This is a genomic window from Paraburkholderia caledonica, assembly GCF_000383275.1.
GTDB classification, from domain to species: Bacteria; Pseudomonadota; Gammaproteobacteria; order Burkholderiales; family Burkholderiaceae; genus Paraburkholderia; species Paraburkholderia caledonica.
Map to the genome: position 1 here is coordinate 248,743 of NZ_KB911041.1, position 14,880 is coordinate 263,622.

Annotated in this window: 16 protein-coding genes; 8 read left to right on the forward strand and 8 right to left on the reverse strand. The window is 63.6% G+C overall.

The window, feature by feature from the left end:
- Positions 1 to 4 precede the first annotated feature (4 nt).
- The 8 genes from H281_RS0123235 to upp form a co-directional block, all read right to left on the reverse strand.
- Positions 5 to 634 carry a Maf family protein gene (locus H281_RS0123235; protein ID WP_020069535.1) on the reverse strand — a complete coding sequence of 210 codons (630 nt, stop codon included), beginning with the start codon at positions 632 to 634 and terminating at the stop codon, positions 5 to 7.
- A gap of 191 nt (positions 635 to 825) precedes the next feature.
- Complete coding sequence (rlmH, locus tag H281_RS0123240) at positions 826 to 1,296, reverse strand: 23S rRNA (pseudouridine(1915)-N(3))-methyltransferase RlmH (protein WP_020069536.1); 471 nt, start codon at positions 1,294 to 1,296, stop codon at positions 826 to 828.
- A 66-nt stretch (positions 1,297 to 1,362) separates the two neighbouring features.
- Positions 1,363 to 1,818, reverse strand: a complete 456-nt coding sequence (rsfS, locus tag H281_RS0123245) for a ribosome silencing factor (RefSeq protein WP_020069537.1) — start codon at positions 1,816 to 1,818, stop codon at positions 1,363 to 1,365.
- A 4-nt stretch (positions 1,819 to 1,822) separates the two neighbouring features.
- A complete protein-coding gene (locus tag H281_RS0123250; protein ID WP_051121026.1) occupies positions 1,823 to 2,539 on the reverse strand; it encodes a nicotinate-nucleotide adenylyltransferase in 717 nt (238 codons plus the stop codon).
- 61 nt (positions 2,540 to 2,600) lie between these two features.
- Positions 2,601 to 3,524: an oxygen-dependent coproporphyrinogen oxidase gene (gene hemF / locus H281_RS0123255; RefSeq protein WP_020069539.1), complete on the reverse strand. Its 924-nt coding sequence runs from the start codon at positions 3,522 to 3,524 to the stop codon at positions 2,601 to 2,603.
- A 160-nt stretch (positions 3,525 to 3,684) separates the two neighbouring features.
- A complete protein-coding gene (gene purD, locus H281_RS0123260) occupies positions 3,685 to 4,983 on the reverse strand; it encodes a phosphoribosylamine--glycine ligase (RefSeq protein WP_020069540.1) in 1,299 nt (432 codons plus the stop codon).
- 340 nt (positions 4,984 to 5,323) lie between these two features.
- Positions 5,324 to 6,052 carry a YebC/PmpR family DNA-binding transcriptional regulator gene (locus tag H281_RS0123270; RefSeq protein WP_013339911.1) on the reverse strand — a complete coding sequence of 243 codons (729 nt, stop codon included), beginning with the start codon at positions 6,050 to 6,052 and terminating at the stop codon, positions 5,324 to 5,326.
- 466 nt (positions 6,053 to 6,518) lie between these two features.
- The gene (upp, locus tag H281_RS0123275) at positions 6,519 to 7,169 is read right to left on the reverse strand and encodes a uracil phosphoribosyltransferase (protein ID WP_027776630.1); all 651 of its coding nucleotides are present in this window, start codon (positions 7,167 to 7,169) and stop codon (positions 6,519 to 6,521) included.
- Positions 7,170 to 7,418: 249 nt separating this feature from the next.
- Here upp and H281_RS0123280 point away from each other — a divergent pair, with 249 nt between their 5' ends.
- From H281_RS0123280 to kdpC, 8 genes are all read left to right on the forward strand, one after another.
- The gene (locus tag H281_RS0123280; protein WP_020069543.1) at positions 7,419 to 8,198 is read left to right on the forward strand and encodes an SDR family oxidoreductase; all 780 of its coding nucleotides are present in this window, start codon (positions 7,419 to 7,421) and stop codon (positions 8,196 to 8,198) included.
- Positions 8,199 to 8,296: 98 nt separating this feature from the next.
- The gene (locus tag H281_RS0123285; RefSeq protein WP_020069544.1) at positions 8,297 to 8,686 is read left to right on the forward strand and encodes a methylglyoxal synthase; all 390 of its coding nucleotides are present in this window, start codon (positions 8,297 to 8,299) and stop codon (positions 8,684 to 8,686) included.
- Positions 8,687 to 8,749: 63 nt separating this feature from the next.
- Entirely contained in the window at positions 8,750 to 9,724 is a 975-nt protein-coding gene (locus H281_RS0123290; protein ID WP_020069545.1) for a quinone oxidoreductase family protein, read from the forward strand.
- Positions 9,725 to 9,937: 213 nt separating this feature from the next.
- Positions 9,938 to 10,051, forward strand: coding sequence for a hypothetical protein (locus H281_RS0123295; protein WP_020069546.1), 114 nt, complete (start codon positions 9,938 to 9,940; stop codon positions 10,049 to 10,051).
- Entirely contained in the window at positions 10,048 to 10,140 is a 93-nt protein-coding gene (kdpF, locus tag H281_RS0123300) for a K(+)-transporting ATPase subunit F (protein ID WP_020069547.1), read from the forward strand. The genes H281_RS0123295 and kdpF overlap by 4 nt, the downstream gene beginning before the upstream one ends.
- Positions 10,137 to 11,942: a potassium-transporting ATPase subunit KdpA gene (gene kdpA / locus H281_RS0123305; RefSeq protein ID WP_020069548.1), complete on the forward strand. Its 1,806-nt coding sequence runs from the start codon at positions 10,137 to 10,139 to the stop codon at positions 11,940 to 11,942. The genes kdpF and kdpA overlap by 4 nt, the downstream gene beginning before the upstream one ends.
- Before the next feature lie 82 nt (positions 11,943 to 12,024).
- Positions 12,025 to 14,121, forward strand: a complete 2,097-nt coding sequence (gene kdpB, locus H281_RS0123310; RefSeq protein ID WP_027776635.1) for a potassium-transporting ATPase subunit KdpB — start codon at positions 12,025 to 12,027, stop codon at positions 14,119 to 14,121.
- Positions 14,122 to 14,164: 43 nt separating this feature from the next.
- Entirely contained in the window at positions 14,165 to 14,743 is a 579-nt protein-coding gene (gene kdpC, locus H281_RS0123315) for a potassium-transporting ATPase subunit KdpC (RefSeq protein ID WP_020069550.1), read from the forward strand.
- Positions 14,744 to 14,880 lie beyond the last annotated feature (137 nt).

Here is a 14,880-nt window from a genome sequence, read left to right on the forward strand (position 1 = left end):
TGTTCTAGAAGTCGATGCGCGCCGCACGCAGGAGGGCAGCGGTCTCAAAAAGCGGCAAACCCATGATACCTGAATAGGACCCGTCGATATGCTCGATAAACTCCGCGGCGCGCCCTTGCACGCCGTACGCTCCCGCCTTGCCGAACGGCTCGCCGCTCGCTACGTAGCGGCGAATCGCGTCTCGATGCAACGCAGCAAAGCGCACTGTGGATGTGGACAGCGCGGCGGGCAGTAGCTCGCCGTAAGCATCGACTACCGCCACGGCCGTCAGCACTTCGTGATCGCGGCCAGACAGCCGCGCGAGCATCGCTTCGGCATCGTTGGCGTCGAGCGGCTTGCCGAGAATCGCGTCGTCGATCGTGACGGTTGTATCCGCAACCAGAACAGGTCGCGCGGCGTGGTTGCCGGCTACGAGCCGGGCATGCGCGGCCCGGGCTTTGGCCACGCACACGCGCTGCACGTAGTCGTGCGCACGCTCGCCCGGCAATTCGGCTTCGAGCGCTTCGGCGTCTTCATCGGGGCGCGGCAGCAGCAGTTCGAAGCGCACGCCGATCTGTTGCAACAACTCCTGACGGCGCGGACTTTGCGACGCGAGATACACGAATGGATGCAGCGAAGCGGTGGACGTTGGCATGAAGTTGTCTCGAACAAACGGTTTATGTGGGCGTGCGATAACGGGCGCGCCCGAGCACGAGGCTACGGGAGCGCGTCAGCAGCGTAACGAAGAACTAAGGCAATTGCCGGCGATTGCTGGCAACTGTGGTCGCAACGTCCCGCGTCAAAACCAGCGGGACTCGAAACGCCAGGCGTCCCGATCGATCTCACTTACGCGCGATGATAGGGATGATTCTGCGTGATGGTCCACGCGCGGTAAAGCTGTTCGGCGAGCAGCACACGTACCATTGCGTGCGGCAGCGTGAGGCTCGAGACGCGCAGCATCATGTCGGCACGTGCCTTGAGTTCGGGATCGAGCCCGTCTGCACCGCCGATCAGAAACGCGACGTCGCGCCCGTCCTGCTGCCAGCCGGGCAGGGCGCCGGCAAGTTGCATGGTGGTCCAGTCTTTGCCGCGTTCGTCGAGCGCGACGATGCGCGCGTTTTTGGGCAACGCTGCCTCGATCTTCAGTCGCTCGGCGGCCATTACGCTCTCGGCCGGACGGCCCGACGACCGCTGCTCAGGCTTGATTTCGCGCAGCTCGATGCGCAGCTCCGGCGGCATGCGCTTCGCGTATTCGTCGAAGCCGACAGCGATCCAGTCGGGCATCTTGTGGCCGACAGCGAGGATGTGCAGTTTCATGATGCGTAGGAGCGCCGCTCGCGCAGTTCCGCTGGGACGCGGTTGCAGCGAGCGGTCAAAGCCCGCTCACTTGCGGCGCGCGGCCGTCTTGCGCGCCGGCTTCTTCACAGCCGGCGCCTCTTCGTCTTCTTCGTCCTCGTCGGGCTCGCTCGAACGCGCGCCGCCGAACGGATCAGGCGTAGACAGCTTGATGCGGACCGGCTTGTCGCCCCAGATTTCCTCGAGGTTGTAGTACTGGCGCAGCGCCGGTTGCAGGATGTGGACGATCGCGTCGCCGCAATCGACCAGCACCCATTCGCCGATGTCCTCGCCTTCGGTGCTGACGATGTCGCCGCCGGCTTCCTTCACGCCCTCGCGCACGCTCGAAGCGAGCGCCTTGGTTTGCCGGTTGGAGGTGCCGCTCGCGACGATCACGCGATCGAACAGCGCCGTCAGGTGGCTGGTGTTGAACACCTTGATGTCTTGCGCTTTGACGTCTTCGAGAGCGTCGACGATCACGCGTTGCAGTTTGCGAATATCCATGAATTTACCGGTGGTACAAATGATGTTGAAGAATGTAGTCCCACACCGCAGTGGGGACGTGGCTTGCGGCCTCACCCTGTTGTTCGCCGCCCACATGGGCAAGCCGCTGGCTCACCTGTTCACGCAGATGCGCGCGAATGTCGGTGGCCGAGACGTTGAACGCAAGCGTGGTGTCGATCAGCAAGTGGCCGCAAGGCGTGGCTCGCAGAACGTCGGCGCCGGCGCGGCGTGCGTCGATTTCTCTCGCGACCGCGGGCGGAATCGACGCGAGATCGAAACCGGGCCGCGTGGCCGCGCAGATGTGCGCGAAGTCGAACAGGCGCCGCCAGTCGCGCCATGTATCGAGATGCACCAGTTGATCCGCGCCGATCAGCAATGCAATGGATACCTCGCCGCCTTTCCGTTCGCGCCAGCGTTGCAGCGTGTCGACAGTGTAGGTCGGGCCTTCGTGTTCGATTTCGTCGGTTGCGACTCGCACCGTCGCGCCCGGCAACTCGAGTTGACCGGCCGCCGCGCGTGTCATGGCGAGGCGATGCACGGCCGGCGACACGTCCGCTTTCTGCCACGGCTGGCCGGCCGGCATCAGCACCAGTTCGGTCAGTTGCAACACGTCGGCGAAACGCCGCGCGAGCGCAAGGTGGCCGTCGTGGATCGGATCGAAAGTGCCGCCGAGCAAACCGATCCGGCGAGGCAGTGCAACAGGATGAGCGTTCGGCTTCAGGTGAAAGTCCTTTGTCGTAGCCAGGAGCGGGGCAGTGCGCGTCTGCGGGATTCTGCAGCGCTCACACCCAGTCGCGCGGCACGAGAAAATCGGTGTAAAGGCGCGCTTCCGGCGTGCCCGGTTCGGGATGCCAGTTATAGCGCCAGTTCACCACAGGCGGCATCGACATCAGAATCGATTCGGTGCGTCCACCGCTCTGCAGCCCAAACAGTGTGCCACGGTCGAAGACCAGATTGAACTCGACGTAGCGCCCGCGCCGGTAAGCCTGGAAATCGCGCTCGGCCTCGCCGTACGGAATGTTGCGGCGCTTTTCGATAATCGGCAGGTACGCTTTGAGGAATCCTTCGCCCACGCTTCTCAGCATCGCGAACGATTGATCGAAGCCCGGCGCCGAGTAATCGTCGAAAAAAATCCCGCCGATGCCGCGCGGTTCGTTCCTGTGCTTCAGGAAGAAATAGTCGTCGCACCAGCGCTTGAAGCTCGGGTACAGGTCCGCGCCATAAGGCTCCAGCGCATCGCGGCAGACGCGGTGGAAATGCCGCGCGTCTTCTTCGTAGCCGTAGTACGGCGTCAGATCCATGCCGCCGCCAAACCAGAACACGGGCTCTTCACCGGGCTTGGTGGCGACCAGCAGGCGCACGTTCATATGCACCGTCGGGCAATGCGGATTGTGCGGGTGCAGCACGAGAGACACACCCATCGCCTCGAAGCCGCGCCCGGCCAGTTGCGGACGCGCCGCGCTCGCGGAGCCCGGCAACGCGTCGCCCGCGACGTCGGAAAAGCCAATGCCGGCACGTTCGAAGAAGTTGCCGCCTTCCAGAATGCGCGTGAAGCCGCCGCCGCGCAGCTTTTCGCCGGGCGTGCGCTGCCATGCGTCGGTGGCGAAGGGCTTGCCGTCGAACGCGCCCAGCGTGTCCGCGATCTGCGTTTGCAGGCTTTGCAGCCAGATGCGCACGGCTTGTGCGTCGTAGCTCGAATCGGTCATCAATGCAGGTGCTGAAGGCGGCACGTCGGTGCCGCGGGTTGCTCGTGAGGCGCCGCGCTGTGTTTCGAAGACGCCGTCGCGAAGGCGCGGCCGAACGGGCGCGCCCGCATACCCGCAGTGTAGCGCCGCTGGCGCCGCGAACCGGCGAGCGCCTCGCGCGTCAGTGCTTGCCTTCCGACTTCGCGTCGTGCTTGCGGTTCAGCGCGCGATAGCCGATGTCGCGCCGGTACTGCATGCCGTCGAACGAGATCTGGTTGATCGTTTCATACGCGACCGACTGCGCGCTGCGCACCGAGTCGGCCAGGCCGACCACACACAGCACGCGGCCGCCCGAGGTGAGGAGCTTGCCGTCGGTTAGCGTGGTCCCCGCATGGAACGTGACCGAGTCCGCCGTCTCCGCAGGAATGTCGTTGATGCGGTCGCCCTTGCGCGGCGTATCCGGGTAGTTGTGCGCGGCGAGCACCACGCCCAGCGCGGTGCGGCGGTCCCACTCCAGCTCCACCGTATCCAGCGTGCCTGCGATTGCCTGCTCGACCACCTTCGAATAGTCGCCCTTCAAACGCGCCATGATCGGCTGCGTTTCGGGGTCGCCCATGCGACAGTTGAACTCGAGCGTTTTGGGATTGCCTTGCGCGTCGATCATCAGACCCGCGTACAGAAAGCCCGTGTAGCGGATGCCTTCTTTTTCCATGCCGCGCACGGTCGGCAGGATGATTTCGCGCATCACGCGTGCATGAAGTTGCGGCGTGACGATCGGCGCGGGCGAGTAGGCGCCCATGCCGCCGGTGTTCGGGCCCTGATCGCCGTCGAGCAGACGCTTGTGGTCCTGGCTCGACGCGAGCGGCAGCACGTGCTTGCCGTCGACCATCACGATGAAGCTTGCCTCTTCGCCCGCAAGGAACTCTTCGATCACAACGCGCGCGCCGGCGTCGCCGAGCTTGTTGTCCGACAGCATCATGTCGACCGCGGCGTGCGCTTCTTCCAGCGTCTGCGCGACGACCACGCCCTTGCCGGCGGCGAGGCCGTCAGCCTTGATGACGATCGGTGCGCCCTTGGCTTCGAGATATGCGTGCGCAGCGGCGACGTCGGCGAAGGTTTCGTATTCGGCCGTGGGGATCGCATGGCGCTTCATGAACGCCTTCGCGAAGTCTTTCGAGCTTTCGAGCTGCGCCGCTTCCTTCGTCGGTCCGAAAATCTTCAGGCCGCGGGAGCGGAACAGATTGACAATGCCTGCCGCGAGCGGCGCTTCCGGCCCAACCAGCGTGAAGGCGATCTGTTCCTGCTCGACGAAATCGGCGAGCGCGGCCGGCTCCGTAATGTCGACGTTGCGCAGACGCTCGTCCTGCGCGGTGCCGCCGTTGCCAGGAGCCACGTAGACGAGCTGGACCCGCGGCGATTGCGCGAGCTTCCATGCGAGCGCATGTTCGCGACCGCCGGAACCGACGACGAGTAACTTCATGTGAATCCCCGAGACTTTGAAAACGATAAACGGCTGAAGCAGCGAGCGCAGCCGTGCAATAAATAGCGAGATTCGCGCCGGGTCGGCCCGCGCCGGCGTTTAAGCCGGCGCACCAAGTCCGGGACGAGCCCGAGTGGCGATGACGTGGCGGGCGCACAATCCTGCACCTCGGTCCAGAACGCCCGTTCAGCACAACGATCCGCATAAAGCGGCGGTAAAGCAGCAGCAAACCAGCAATCAAGCCGCAATCAAGCAGCAACGAGAAGGCGCGCCGGCAGCCCGTCGCGGGTTCGGGTTTGTCGATCAACGCGAGCCCAACCCGAACGGTGCCTAAGCACACTCACTCGTCGGCGATCGCGGCGTTTGTATAGACTTCCTGCACGTCGTCCAGATTTTCCAGCGCGTCGAGCAGCTTCTGCATTTTCACCGCGTCGTCGCCGGTGAACTCGACTTCCGTCTGAGGTTTCATCGTCACCTCGGCCACTTCGGCCTTGAAGCCCGCGGCTTCGAGCGCGGCCTTCACCTTCGGGAAGTCGTTCGGCGGGCACAGAACTTCAATGCTGCCGTCTTCGTTCGTGACGACGTCGTCGGCGCCGGCTTCGAGCGCGGCTTCCATCAGCTTGTCTTCAGGCGTGCCCGGCGCAAACAGGAACTGGCCGACGTGATCGAACATGAACGAGACCGAGCCGTCGGTGCCCATGTTGCCGCCGTTCTTCGAGAACGCGTGACGCACTTCCGCGACCGTGCGGGTACGGTTGTCGGTCATGGTGTCGACGATCACCGCCGCACCGCCGATGCCGTAGCCTTCGTAGCGAATTTCTTCGTAGTTCGCGCCGTCCACACCGCCCACGCCGCGCTGGATCGCGCGGTTGACGTTGTCTTTCGGCATGTTGGCGTCGTACGCCTTTTCGACGGCGAGCCGCAGACGCGGATTCGAGTCGATGTCGCCGCCGCCCATGCGCGCCGCGACCTGAATTTCCTTGATGAGCCGCGTCCAGACCTTGCCGCGCTTGGCGTCGGCCGCTGCTTTCTTATGCTTGATGTTGGCCCATTTCGAATGACCCGCCATACCTTTCTCCGTCGCGCGCGCCAGCGGGGCGCACGCATTGTGCAATTGTCGTTGCGATTCCGGGCGCTCGTGCGTGTGCTTGCCGCTTTGCGCCTCGATGCTGAATTCGCGCCCTTGTCCGTTTAGCCGCCGTTACTCAAGTCCAAGTCGCGTCGCGCCGCGCCGCGTCTCGTCTCATCGCGCCGGGCGCGGCTGGCGGGTGCGAAGCACTGTGGCGCGGCCGGCAGGCGCCGTGCGGCTAACGCCGCAAATAATGGCTGGCTCGCCCGGTCAGCGTGCATTGCCCGCCAGGACACGCTGCGAGCCTCGAGGTGCCGGAAGCGGGGCTGCCCTCTAAGTGGACTCGAATTTTATCACGGCGGGACGGGCCGGCAGAGGCAGACGTCGACGTGAATTGCACAGAAAGTGCGCGTGCGCGGCGTTCAGCGGCGGCAATGAGATGCCGCCGGCCCCATTTTTCTATTCGTCAGTTCTTCGTGCCGAACAAGCGGTCGCCCGCATCGCCGAGGCCCGGCACGATGTACGCGTGCTCGTTCAGATGCGAATCGAGCGATGCAACGAAAAGCTTCACGTCCGGATGCGCGTCCTGGAACACCTGCACGCCTTCGGGCGCGGCGACCAGCGCGAGGAACAGGATGTTCTCGCCAGCCACGTTGCGGCGCTTGAGCACGTCGACTGCATGCACCGCCGAATAACCGGTCGCGACCATCGGATCGCACAGAATGAACACGCGGTCTTCGAGATCGGGCAGGCGCACCAGATATTCGACCGGCCGGTGATCTTCCGCGCGATACACGCCGATGTGACCCACGCGCGCCGACGGCACCAGTTCCAGCAGGCCGTCCGACATGCCGATGCCCGCTCGCAGCACCGGCACGATCGCGAGTTTCTTGCCGGCGATCACCGGCGCGTCGATCTCGACGAGCGGCGTGCTGAGCCGACGGGTGGTCATCGGCAGATTGCGCGTGATTTCGTAGCCCATCAGCAGCGTGATCTCGCGCAGCAGTTCGCGGAACGTGCGCGTCGAGGTGTCCCGGTCACGCATGTGCGACAGCTTGTGCTGGATCAGCGGGTGATCGAGGATGAAAAGGTTGGGAAAACGGCTGTCCTGAGTCATGGGCGGGGGCACGAGCGGCGGCAAAAAGGTCGATTCGGGGCCGATTCGGGGATCGGTTCGGCGCATTGCGCGGCGAGCGCAATCAACTTGCGACGGCCGGCGCACGCGCCACGGCGCAAGTTTACCGAAAGAGTGGCCCCGGAAGATACCGGAGATTGCAACAGCCCGGCGCAGTCCGGCACCGATTCTTCTAGAATCGGGGGAAACTTTGCAACCATTCAGCAAGACGCCAGCGAGGAGAACGCACACATGGACATGGGCATTGCAGGACGCACAGCGCTGGTATGCGCGGCGAGCAAGGGTTTGGGGCGTGGTTGTGCTGAAGCGCTCGCGGCCGAAGGCGTCAACCTGACGATCGTCGCCCGCACTGCCGGCCCGCTCGAAGCGACAGCCGACGACATTCGCCGTCGAACCGGCGTCGAGGTGAAGACGGTCGCATGCGACATCACCACGCCCGAAGGCCGGGCAGCGGCGCTCGCGGCTTGTCCGCAGCCGGACATTCTGGTGAACAACGCGGGCGGGCCGCCGCCCGGCGACTTCCGCGAATTCACGCACGACGACTGGATCCGCGCGCTGGAAAGCAACATGCTCACGCCGATCGAGCTGATCCGGGCGACTATCGACTCGATGAGCGCGCGCGGCTACGGGCGCATCGTCAACATCACGAGTTCGTCCGTGAAGGCGCCGATCGACGTGCTGGGCTTGTCGAACGGCGCGCGCTCGGGCCTGACCGGTTTTGTCGCGGGTCTCGCGCGCAAGATGGCGCCCACCGGCGTGACGATCAACAACCTGCTGCCGGGCATGTTCGATACGGACCGGATCGCCGTCACCATGCAGGCGGCAGCGAAATCGAACAACATTTCCCTCGAAGAAGCCCGCGCGCAGCGCATGAAGGCGATTCCCGCCGGACGCTTCGGCAATCCCGACGAATTCGGCCGTGCCTGTGCCTTTCTGTGCAGCGTCCACGCGGGTTACATCACCGGACAGAACTGGCTGATCGACGGCGGCGCCTATCCCGGCACGTTCTAGACGCATACGTTCACGTAGGTGCGTGCCGTGGGTCCACGGCAGCACTTCGAGCAACATCACAACAACGACAATCACAACGGTTCCAGGAGTCTTACGTCATGACCACTCGCATTGCGCTGATCGCGCACGATCACAAGAAAGACGACATCGTCAAACTGGCCGGCGAATACGTCGACACGCTCAAGCGCTGCGACGTCGTCGCAACCGGCACGACCGGCGGGCGTATTAGCGAAGCGCACGGGCTGACCGTCGAGCGCATGCTGTCCGGCCCGCACGGCGGCGACCTGCAGATCGGCGCGCAACTGGCGGAAGGGCGCGTGGACATGGTGATTTTCCTGCGCGATCCGATGACGCCGCAACCGCACGAACCGGATATCAACGCGCTGGTACGCGCATGCGACGTACACAACATTCCGTGCGCGACCAACATCTCGACGGCACGCATGGTTCTCGACGTCCTCACGCTGCGTCTCACGCAACAAGTTTGACGCTGCATACGCGAGGCTCATCGGCCAGACAATCAGCCCGCATTCCAAATCAAGGAGACACGAATGGTCAAAGCAATCCGATTCGATAAAACCGGCGGCCCCGAGGTGATGAAATGGGTCGACGTCGAGGTGGGCGATCCCGGAGCCGGCGAAATTCGCATCCGTCAGACGGCGGTCGGGCTCAACTATATCGACGTGTACTTTCGTACCGGTTTATATCCGCTGCCGCTGCCGGGTGGCCTCGGCATGGAAGCAGCCGGCGAGGTGATCGCGGTCGGCGCCGGCGTGAACGATCTGAAAGCGGGCGATCGCGTCGCCTACGTGGCAAGGCCGCCTGGCGCTTATGCGCAGGAGCGCGTGTTGCCGGCCGCACAGGTCATCAGGTTGCCGGACGCGGTAAGCGATGAACAGGCCGCCTCGGTGATGCTGCAAGGCCTGACCGCTCAGTACCTGCTGCGCCGCACGTATCGTGTCAAGGCCGGCGACACCATCCTGATTCAGGCGGCTGCGGGCGGGGTCGGCTTGCTCGTGTGCCAGTGGGCGAAGGCACTGGGCGCGACGGTGATCTGCACCGTCGGCTCGGACGAGAAAGCGGAGATCGCGAAGGCCCATGGCTGCGATCACGCGATCGTCTATACGCGTGAAAACTTCACGAAGCGCGTGCGCGAAATCACCAATGGCGCGGGCGTGCCGGTGGTGTACGACTCCATTGGTAAAGATACGTTTACGGGCTCGCTCGATTGCCTCGCGCCGCTCGGCATGTTCGTGAGCTTCGGCAATGCGTCGGGACCGTTGCCGCCTATCGACTCGTCCGAATTCGCCGGCCGCGGCTCGCTGTTCTTCACGCGCCCCACGCTGTTCACGTATATCGGCAAACGCAGCGACTACGAGGCGATGTCGGCCGAACTATTCGATGTGCTGGTTTCAGGCAAGGTCAAGACGAGCATCAACCAGCGCTACGCGCTCGCCGATGTAGCTCAGGCGCATACGGATCTCGAATCACGCAAGACCACGGGGTCGACCATCCTGTTACCGTAGTCGTCATGCGCGTTCGCGCGCCTTCCTGACAGCCCGGACCTGAGCATCTAATCAGGTCGAGCCGTTGACCGCCACCAGGGCCGTTGCATCTCGCGATGCAACGGCCTTGTGCGTTTACGCGATTTTTATATCGCGAACCCCAGCTTTGATCAGCCCTTTACGCGCATGCGCATACCGTTGCGGCTATCCGAATTCCGTCAATGGAGAATAAAAATGGATGCGCTGTACGTCGTAGCCGTCGCGCTTTTCACCGCGCTGACGTTTGCACTGATTGCCGGCTGCGAGAAGCTGATGCTGTCCCGTCGCGGCCAGGGAGCACGCTCATGAACTGGATGTTGTGGCTCTCCGGCGCGGCAACCGCGCTGCTGTTTGCGTACCTCGTCTATGCGCTGTTGCGCGCGGAGGACATTGAATGAACGCGAATAATGTCTTGCAGGCGGCGCTCTTTATCGTCGTTCTGCTGGCCGCTGCGGTGCCTGTGTCGCGCTATCTGCACGGCGTGATGGACGGCAGTTCGCGCGTGCTGCGCATCGGCGGACCCATCGAGCGGCTGTTGTACCGCGTCGCCGGCGTCGATCCGTCGACGGAAATGAGCTGGAAGCACTACGCGATCGCCACGATCGCGTTCAATGCGCTGGGCGTCGTGTTTCTTTATCTGCTGTTGCGTGTGCAGGGCTGGTTGCCCGGCAATCCGCAGCAGTTCGGCGCCATGACCGTCGACGGTGCGTTTAATACCGCGATCAGCTTCGTGACCAATACGAACTGGCAGGACTACACGCCTGAACAAACTGTGGGTTATCTCACGCAGATGCTCGGCCTCACGGTGCAGAACTTCTTCTCCGCGGCGACCGGCATCGTCGTCGTGATCGCGCTGGTTCGTGGCTTCGCCCGCCATACGGCGCAAACCATCGGCAATTTCTGGGTCGATCTCACACGGGTAACGCTGTACGTGCTGCTGCCAATGTCGCTCATCGTCGCGACGCTGATGATGAGCCAGGGCGTGATCCAGAACTTCAACGCGTATAAGGACGTGCCGACGTTGCAAACCACGACCTATGCCGCGCCGAAGCTCGACGCGCAAGGCAATCCGGTCAAGGACGCGAAGGGTAATGCGGTGACAGTCGATACGCCGCTCAAAACGCAGACCATCGCGATGGGTCCGGTTGCGTCGCAGGAAGCGATCAAGATGATCGGCACCAACGGCGGCGGCTTCTTCAACGGCAACTCCGCGCATCCGTACGAGAACCCGACGCCGTTCTCGAACTTCCTGCAGCTCTTCTCGATCCTGATCATCCCGGCCGCGCTCGCGCTCGTGTTCGGCCGCATGATCGCGGACCGCAAACAGGGTGTGGCCGTGCTCGCGGCAATGACGATTGCGTTCGGCGTGTGCGTGTTCGGCGAGATCGGAGCGGAGCAGGGCGGCAATCCGGCTTTCACCGCGCTGCATGTCGATCAGTCCGCGAGCGCGATGCAGTCTGGCGGCAACGCGGAAGGCAAGGAAACGCGATTCGGCATCGCGCAATCCGGCATCTTCACTGTCGCGACGACGGCGGCTTCGTGCGGCGCGGTCGCCAACACGCATGATTCGCTGACGCCTATCGGCGGCCTTTATCCGCTGCTGCTGATGCAGTTGGGCGAAGTGATCTTCGGCGGTGTCGGTTCGGGTCTGTACGGCATGCTGGTGTTCGCGCTGCTCGCCGTGTTCGTGGCGGGTCTGATGATCGGCCGCACGCCGGAATATGTCGGCAAGAAGATCGAAGCGTACGAGATGAAGATGGTGTCCATCGTCGTTCTGCTCACGCCGTTGCTCGTGCTGGTCGGCACGTCGATCGCGGTGCTGAGCGACGCAGGCAAGGCGGGCATCGCCAATCCGGGCGCACATGGCTTCTCGGAGATCCTCTACGCGTTCAGCTCGGCCGCGAACAACAACGGCAGCGCGTTCGCGGGCCTGACCGTGGGCACGCCGTTCTATAACTGGCTCACTGCAATTGCGATGTGGTTCGGCCGCTTTGGCACCATCGTCCCTGTGCTCGCGATTGCCGGCTCGCTTGCTGCCAAGAAGCGCATCGGCGTGACCGGCGGCACGCTGCCGACGCACGGGCCGCTCTTCGTCGTTCTGCTACTCGGCACGGTGCTGCTGGTCGGTGCGCTCACTTACGTGCCGGCGCTCGCGCTCGGTCCTGGCGTCGAACATCTGATGATGATGGGCGCGAACTGATGCCAGCACTGATACGCAACGACGTGGCAAGACGCGAATCCGTACGCGTCGGCAAAAAAGCAACGCGAAATTCGAGGATGCAATGACTGAACACAATGCAACGAGGTCCATGTTCGATCCGGCGCTGCTGCGCCCGGCGATCGCGGACTCTTTCAGGAAGCTCACGCCGCGCACGCAGTTCCGTAACCCGGTGATGTTCTGCGTGTACGTCGGCAGTATTCTCACGACGATCCTGTGGATCGCCGCGCTCGCCGGTCAGGCGGAGGCGCCTGCGGGTTTCATCCTCGCGGTCACGCTGTGGTTGTGGTTCACGGTGCTGTTCGCGAACTTCGCCGAGGCGCTCGCCGAGGGCCGCTCGAAAGCGCAGGCCGCATCGCTGCGCAGCGCGAAGAAAGACGTGATGGCGAAGAAGTTGAACGAGCCGCATCCGAAGTCGCCAATCCGGATCGTCACCGCGTCGGATCTGCGTCGCGGCGACGTGGTGCTGATCGAAACCGGCGACGTGATTCCGGCCGACGGCGAGGTAGTGGAGGGCGTCGCGTCCGTCGATGAATCCGCGATTACCGGCGAATCCGCGCCGGTGATTCGCGAGTCGGGCGGCGACTTTTCTTCGGTGACGGGCGGCACGCGCGTGCTGTCCGACTGGATCGTCGTGCGCGTCACCGCAAATCCCGGCGAAGCATTCCTTGACCGCATGATCGCGATGGTCGAAGGCGCGAAGCGTCACAAGACGCCGAACGAGATCGCGCTGACCATTCTGCTGGTTGCACTGACCATCGTGATGCTGCTCGCGACGGCCACGCTGCTGCCGTTCTCGATGTTCTCCGTGGAAGCGGCGCATCTGGCCAATGCGGCGGGCCACGTCGTGACGATCACCGCTCTCGTCGCACTACTGGTTTGCCTGATCCCGACCACGATCGGCGGCCTGTTGTCGGCCATCGGCGTGGCCGGCATGAGCCGCATGATGCAGGCGAACGTCATTGCAACGTCGGGTCGCGCAGTCGAGGCGGCTGGCGACGTCGACGTGCTGTTGCTCGACAAGACCGGCACGATCACGCTCGGCAATCGCCAGGCGTCGCTCTTCGTTCCGGCGCCGGGTCTCACCGAAGAAGCGCTTGCCGACGCAGCGCAGCTATCGTCGCTTGCCGACGAAACGCCAGAAGGACGCAGCATCGTCGTGCTCGCGAAGCAGCGTTTCAACATCCGTCAGCGCGATATGGCGTCGCTGCACGCGGTGTTCCTCGCGTTTACCGCGCAAACGCGGATGAGCGGCGTCGATCTGCCGAACCGCGAAATTCGCAAGGGCGCCGCGGATGCGGTGAAGCATTACGTCGAAGCGAACGGTGGCCGTTTTCCACACGAAGTCAGCGACGCAGTCGCCGAAGTCGCGCGGCGCGGCAGCACGCCGCTCGTCGTCGCGGAGAAAGGCGAACACGGTGCGCGCGTGCTGGGTGTGATCGAGTTGAAGGATGTGGTGAAAGGCGGCATCAAGGAACGCTTTGCCGAGTTGCGCAAAATGGGCATCAAGACGGTGATGGTGACGGGCGACAACCGGCTGACGGCGGCGGCGATTGCGGCAGAAGCGGGTGTCGACGATTTTCTTGCAGAAGCGACGCCTGAAGCCAAGCTCGCGACGATCCGCGCGCATCAGGCCGAAGGACGCCTCGTGGCGATGACGGGCGACGGTACGAACGATGCCCCTGCGCTCGCACAGGCCGACGTCGCGGTTGCGATGAACACCGGCACGCAGGCCGCGAAAGAAGCCGGCAACATGGTCGACCTCGATTCGAATCCGACGAAGCTGATCGAGATCGTAGAAATCGGCAAGCAGATGCTGATGACGCGCGGCTCGCTCACCACGTTCTCGATTGCCAACGACCTGGCCAAGTACTTCGCGATCATCCCGGCCGCGTTCGCGACCACCTATCCGGCACTGAATGCGCTGAACGTGATGCATCTGGCAACGCCCGCATCCGCGATCATGTCGGCGGTGATTTTCAACGCGCTGATCATCGTGCTGCTGATTCCGCTCGCGTTGAAAGGCGTGCGTTATCGGGCGCTCGGCGCTGCGGTTCTGCTGCGACGCAATCTGCTCGTGTACGGGCTGGGTGGAATCGTGGTGCCGTTCATCGGCATCAAGTTGATAGATATGGTGCTCGCCGCGTTTGGCTGGGTTTGAGTCCGGCTGTTGAAAATCGGCAGCCTACGAGGAAACAATCGTCATGAAAAATCTTTTGCGTCCGTTGATCGTTCTTTTCGCGGTGCTCAGCGCCGTTACCGGGCTCGCTTATCCGGCGTTGGTCACCGCCGTGGGCCAAACGCTGTTTCACGATGAGGCCAATGGCAGCCTCATCGAGCAGGACGGCAAGGTGGTCGGCTCGAAGCTGATCGGTCAGCAGTTCGACGCGCCGCAGTACTTCTGGGGACGTCTATCGGCCACGAGCCCGATGCCCTATAACGCGCAGGCTTCGGGCGGCTCCAATCTCGGGCCGACCAATCCGGCGCTTCTGAACGAAGTGAAAGGCCGTATCGACGCGTTGAAGGCTGCGGGAACGGATATGTCCAAGCCCGTGCCGGTCGATCTGGTGACGTCGTCCGGAAGCGGACTGGACCCTGAGATCAGCCCCGCGGCGGCCGCTTATCAGATCGATCGGGTCGCGAAAGCGCGGGGGCTCGGAGAGAACGATGTGCGAGCGCTAGTGGACCGTTATACGAGTGGCCGTCAATTCGGCATTCTCGGTGAGCCCCGAGTGAACGTGCTGCAACTGAACCTCGCGCTCGACGAGATGAAGCGCGGGTGAGGGCGCCTGACCGGAGCCCGGCGCAGCGCTAACCGGGAAGCGGCCGGACAACCGGCGGAACAGGCGGCGCGCGAGAGTGCGGTTTTTATCTTTTCACAGGTCATGGCCGTGCATCGTCATGAACGATTTGCGGCCGG

Coding starts and splice junctions, on each gene's coding strand:
- H281_RS0123235 (WP_020069535.1), bottom strand. CDS start 634: ATGCCAACGTCCACCGCTTCGCTGCATCCATTCGTGTATCTCGCGTCG.
- rlmH (WP_020069536.1), bottom strand. CDS start 1,296: ATGAAACTGCACATCCTCGCTGTCGGCCACAAGATGCCCGACTGGATC.
- rsfS (WP_020069537.1), bottom strand. CDS start 1,818: ATGGATATTCGCAAACTGCAACGCGTGATCGTCGACGCTCTCGAAGAC.
- hemF (WP_020069539.1), bottom strand. CDS start 3,524: ATGACCGATTCGAGCTACGACGCACAAGCCGTGCGCATCTGGCTGCAA.
- purD (WP_020069540.1), bottom strand. CDS start 4,983: ATGAAGTTACTCGTCGTCGGTTCCGGCGGTCGCGAACATGCGCTCGCA.
- H281_RS0123270 (WP_013339911.1), bottom strand. CDS start 6,052: ATGGCGGGTCATTCGAAATGGGCCAACATCAAGCATAAGAAAGCAGCG.
- upp (WP_027776630.1), bottom strand. CDS start 7,169: ATGACTCAGGACAGCCGTTTTCCCAACCTTTTCATCCTCGATCACCCG.
- H281_RS0123280 (WP_020069543.1), top strand. CDS start 7,419: ATGGACATGGGCATTGCAGGACGCACAGCGCTGGTATGCGCGGCGAGC.
- H281_RS0123285 (WP_020069544.1), top strand. CDS start 8,297: ATGACCACTCGCATTGCGCTGATCGCGCACGATCACAAGAAAGACGAC.
- H281_RS0123290 (WP_020069545.1), top strand. CDS start 8,750: ATGGTCAAAGCAATCCGATTCGATAAAACCGGCGGCCCCGAGGTGATG.
- H281_RS0123295 (WP_020069546.1), top strand. CDS start 9,938: ATGGATGCGCTGTACGTCGTAGCCGTCGCGCTTTTCACCGCGCTGACG.
- kdpF (WP_020069547.1), top strand. CDS start 10,048: ATGAACTGGATGTTGTGGCTCTCCGGCGCGGCAACCGCGCTGCTGTTT.
- kdpA (WP_020069548.1), top strand. CDS start 10,137: ATGAACGCGAATAATGTCTTGCAGGCGGCGCTCTTTATCGTCGTTCTG.
- kdpB (WP_027776635.1), top strand. CDS start 12,025: ATGACTGAACACAATGCAACGAGGTCCATGTTCGATCCGGCGCTGCTG.
- kdpC (WP_020069550.1), top strand. CDS start 14,165: ATGAAAAATCTTTTGCGTCCGTTGATCGTTCTTTTCGCGGTGCTCAGC.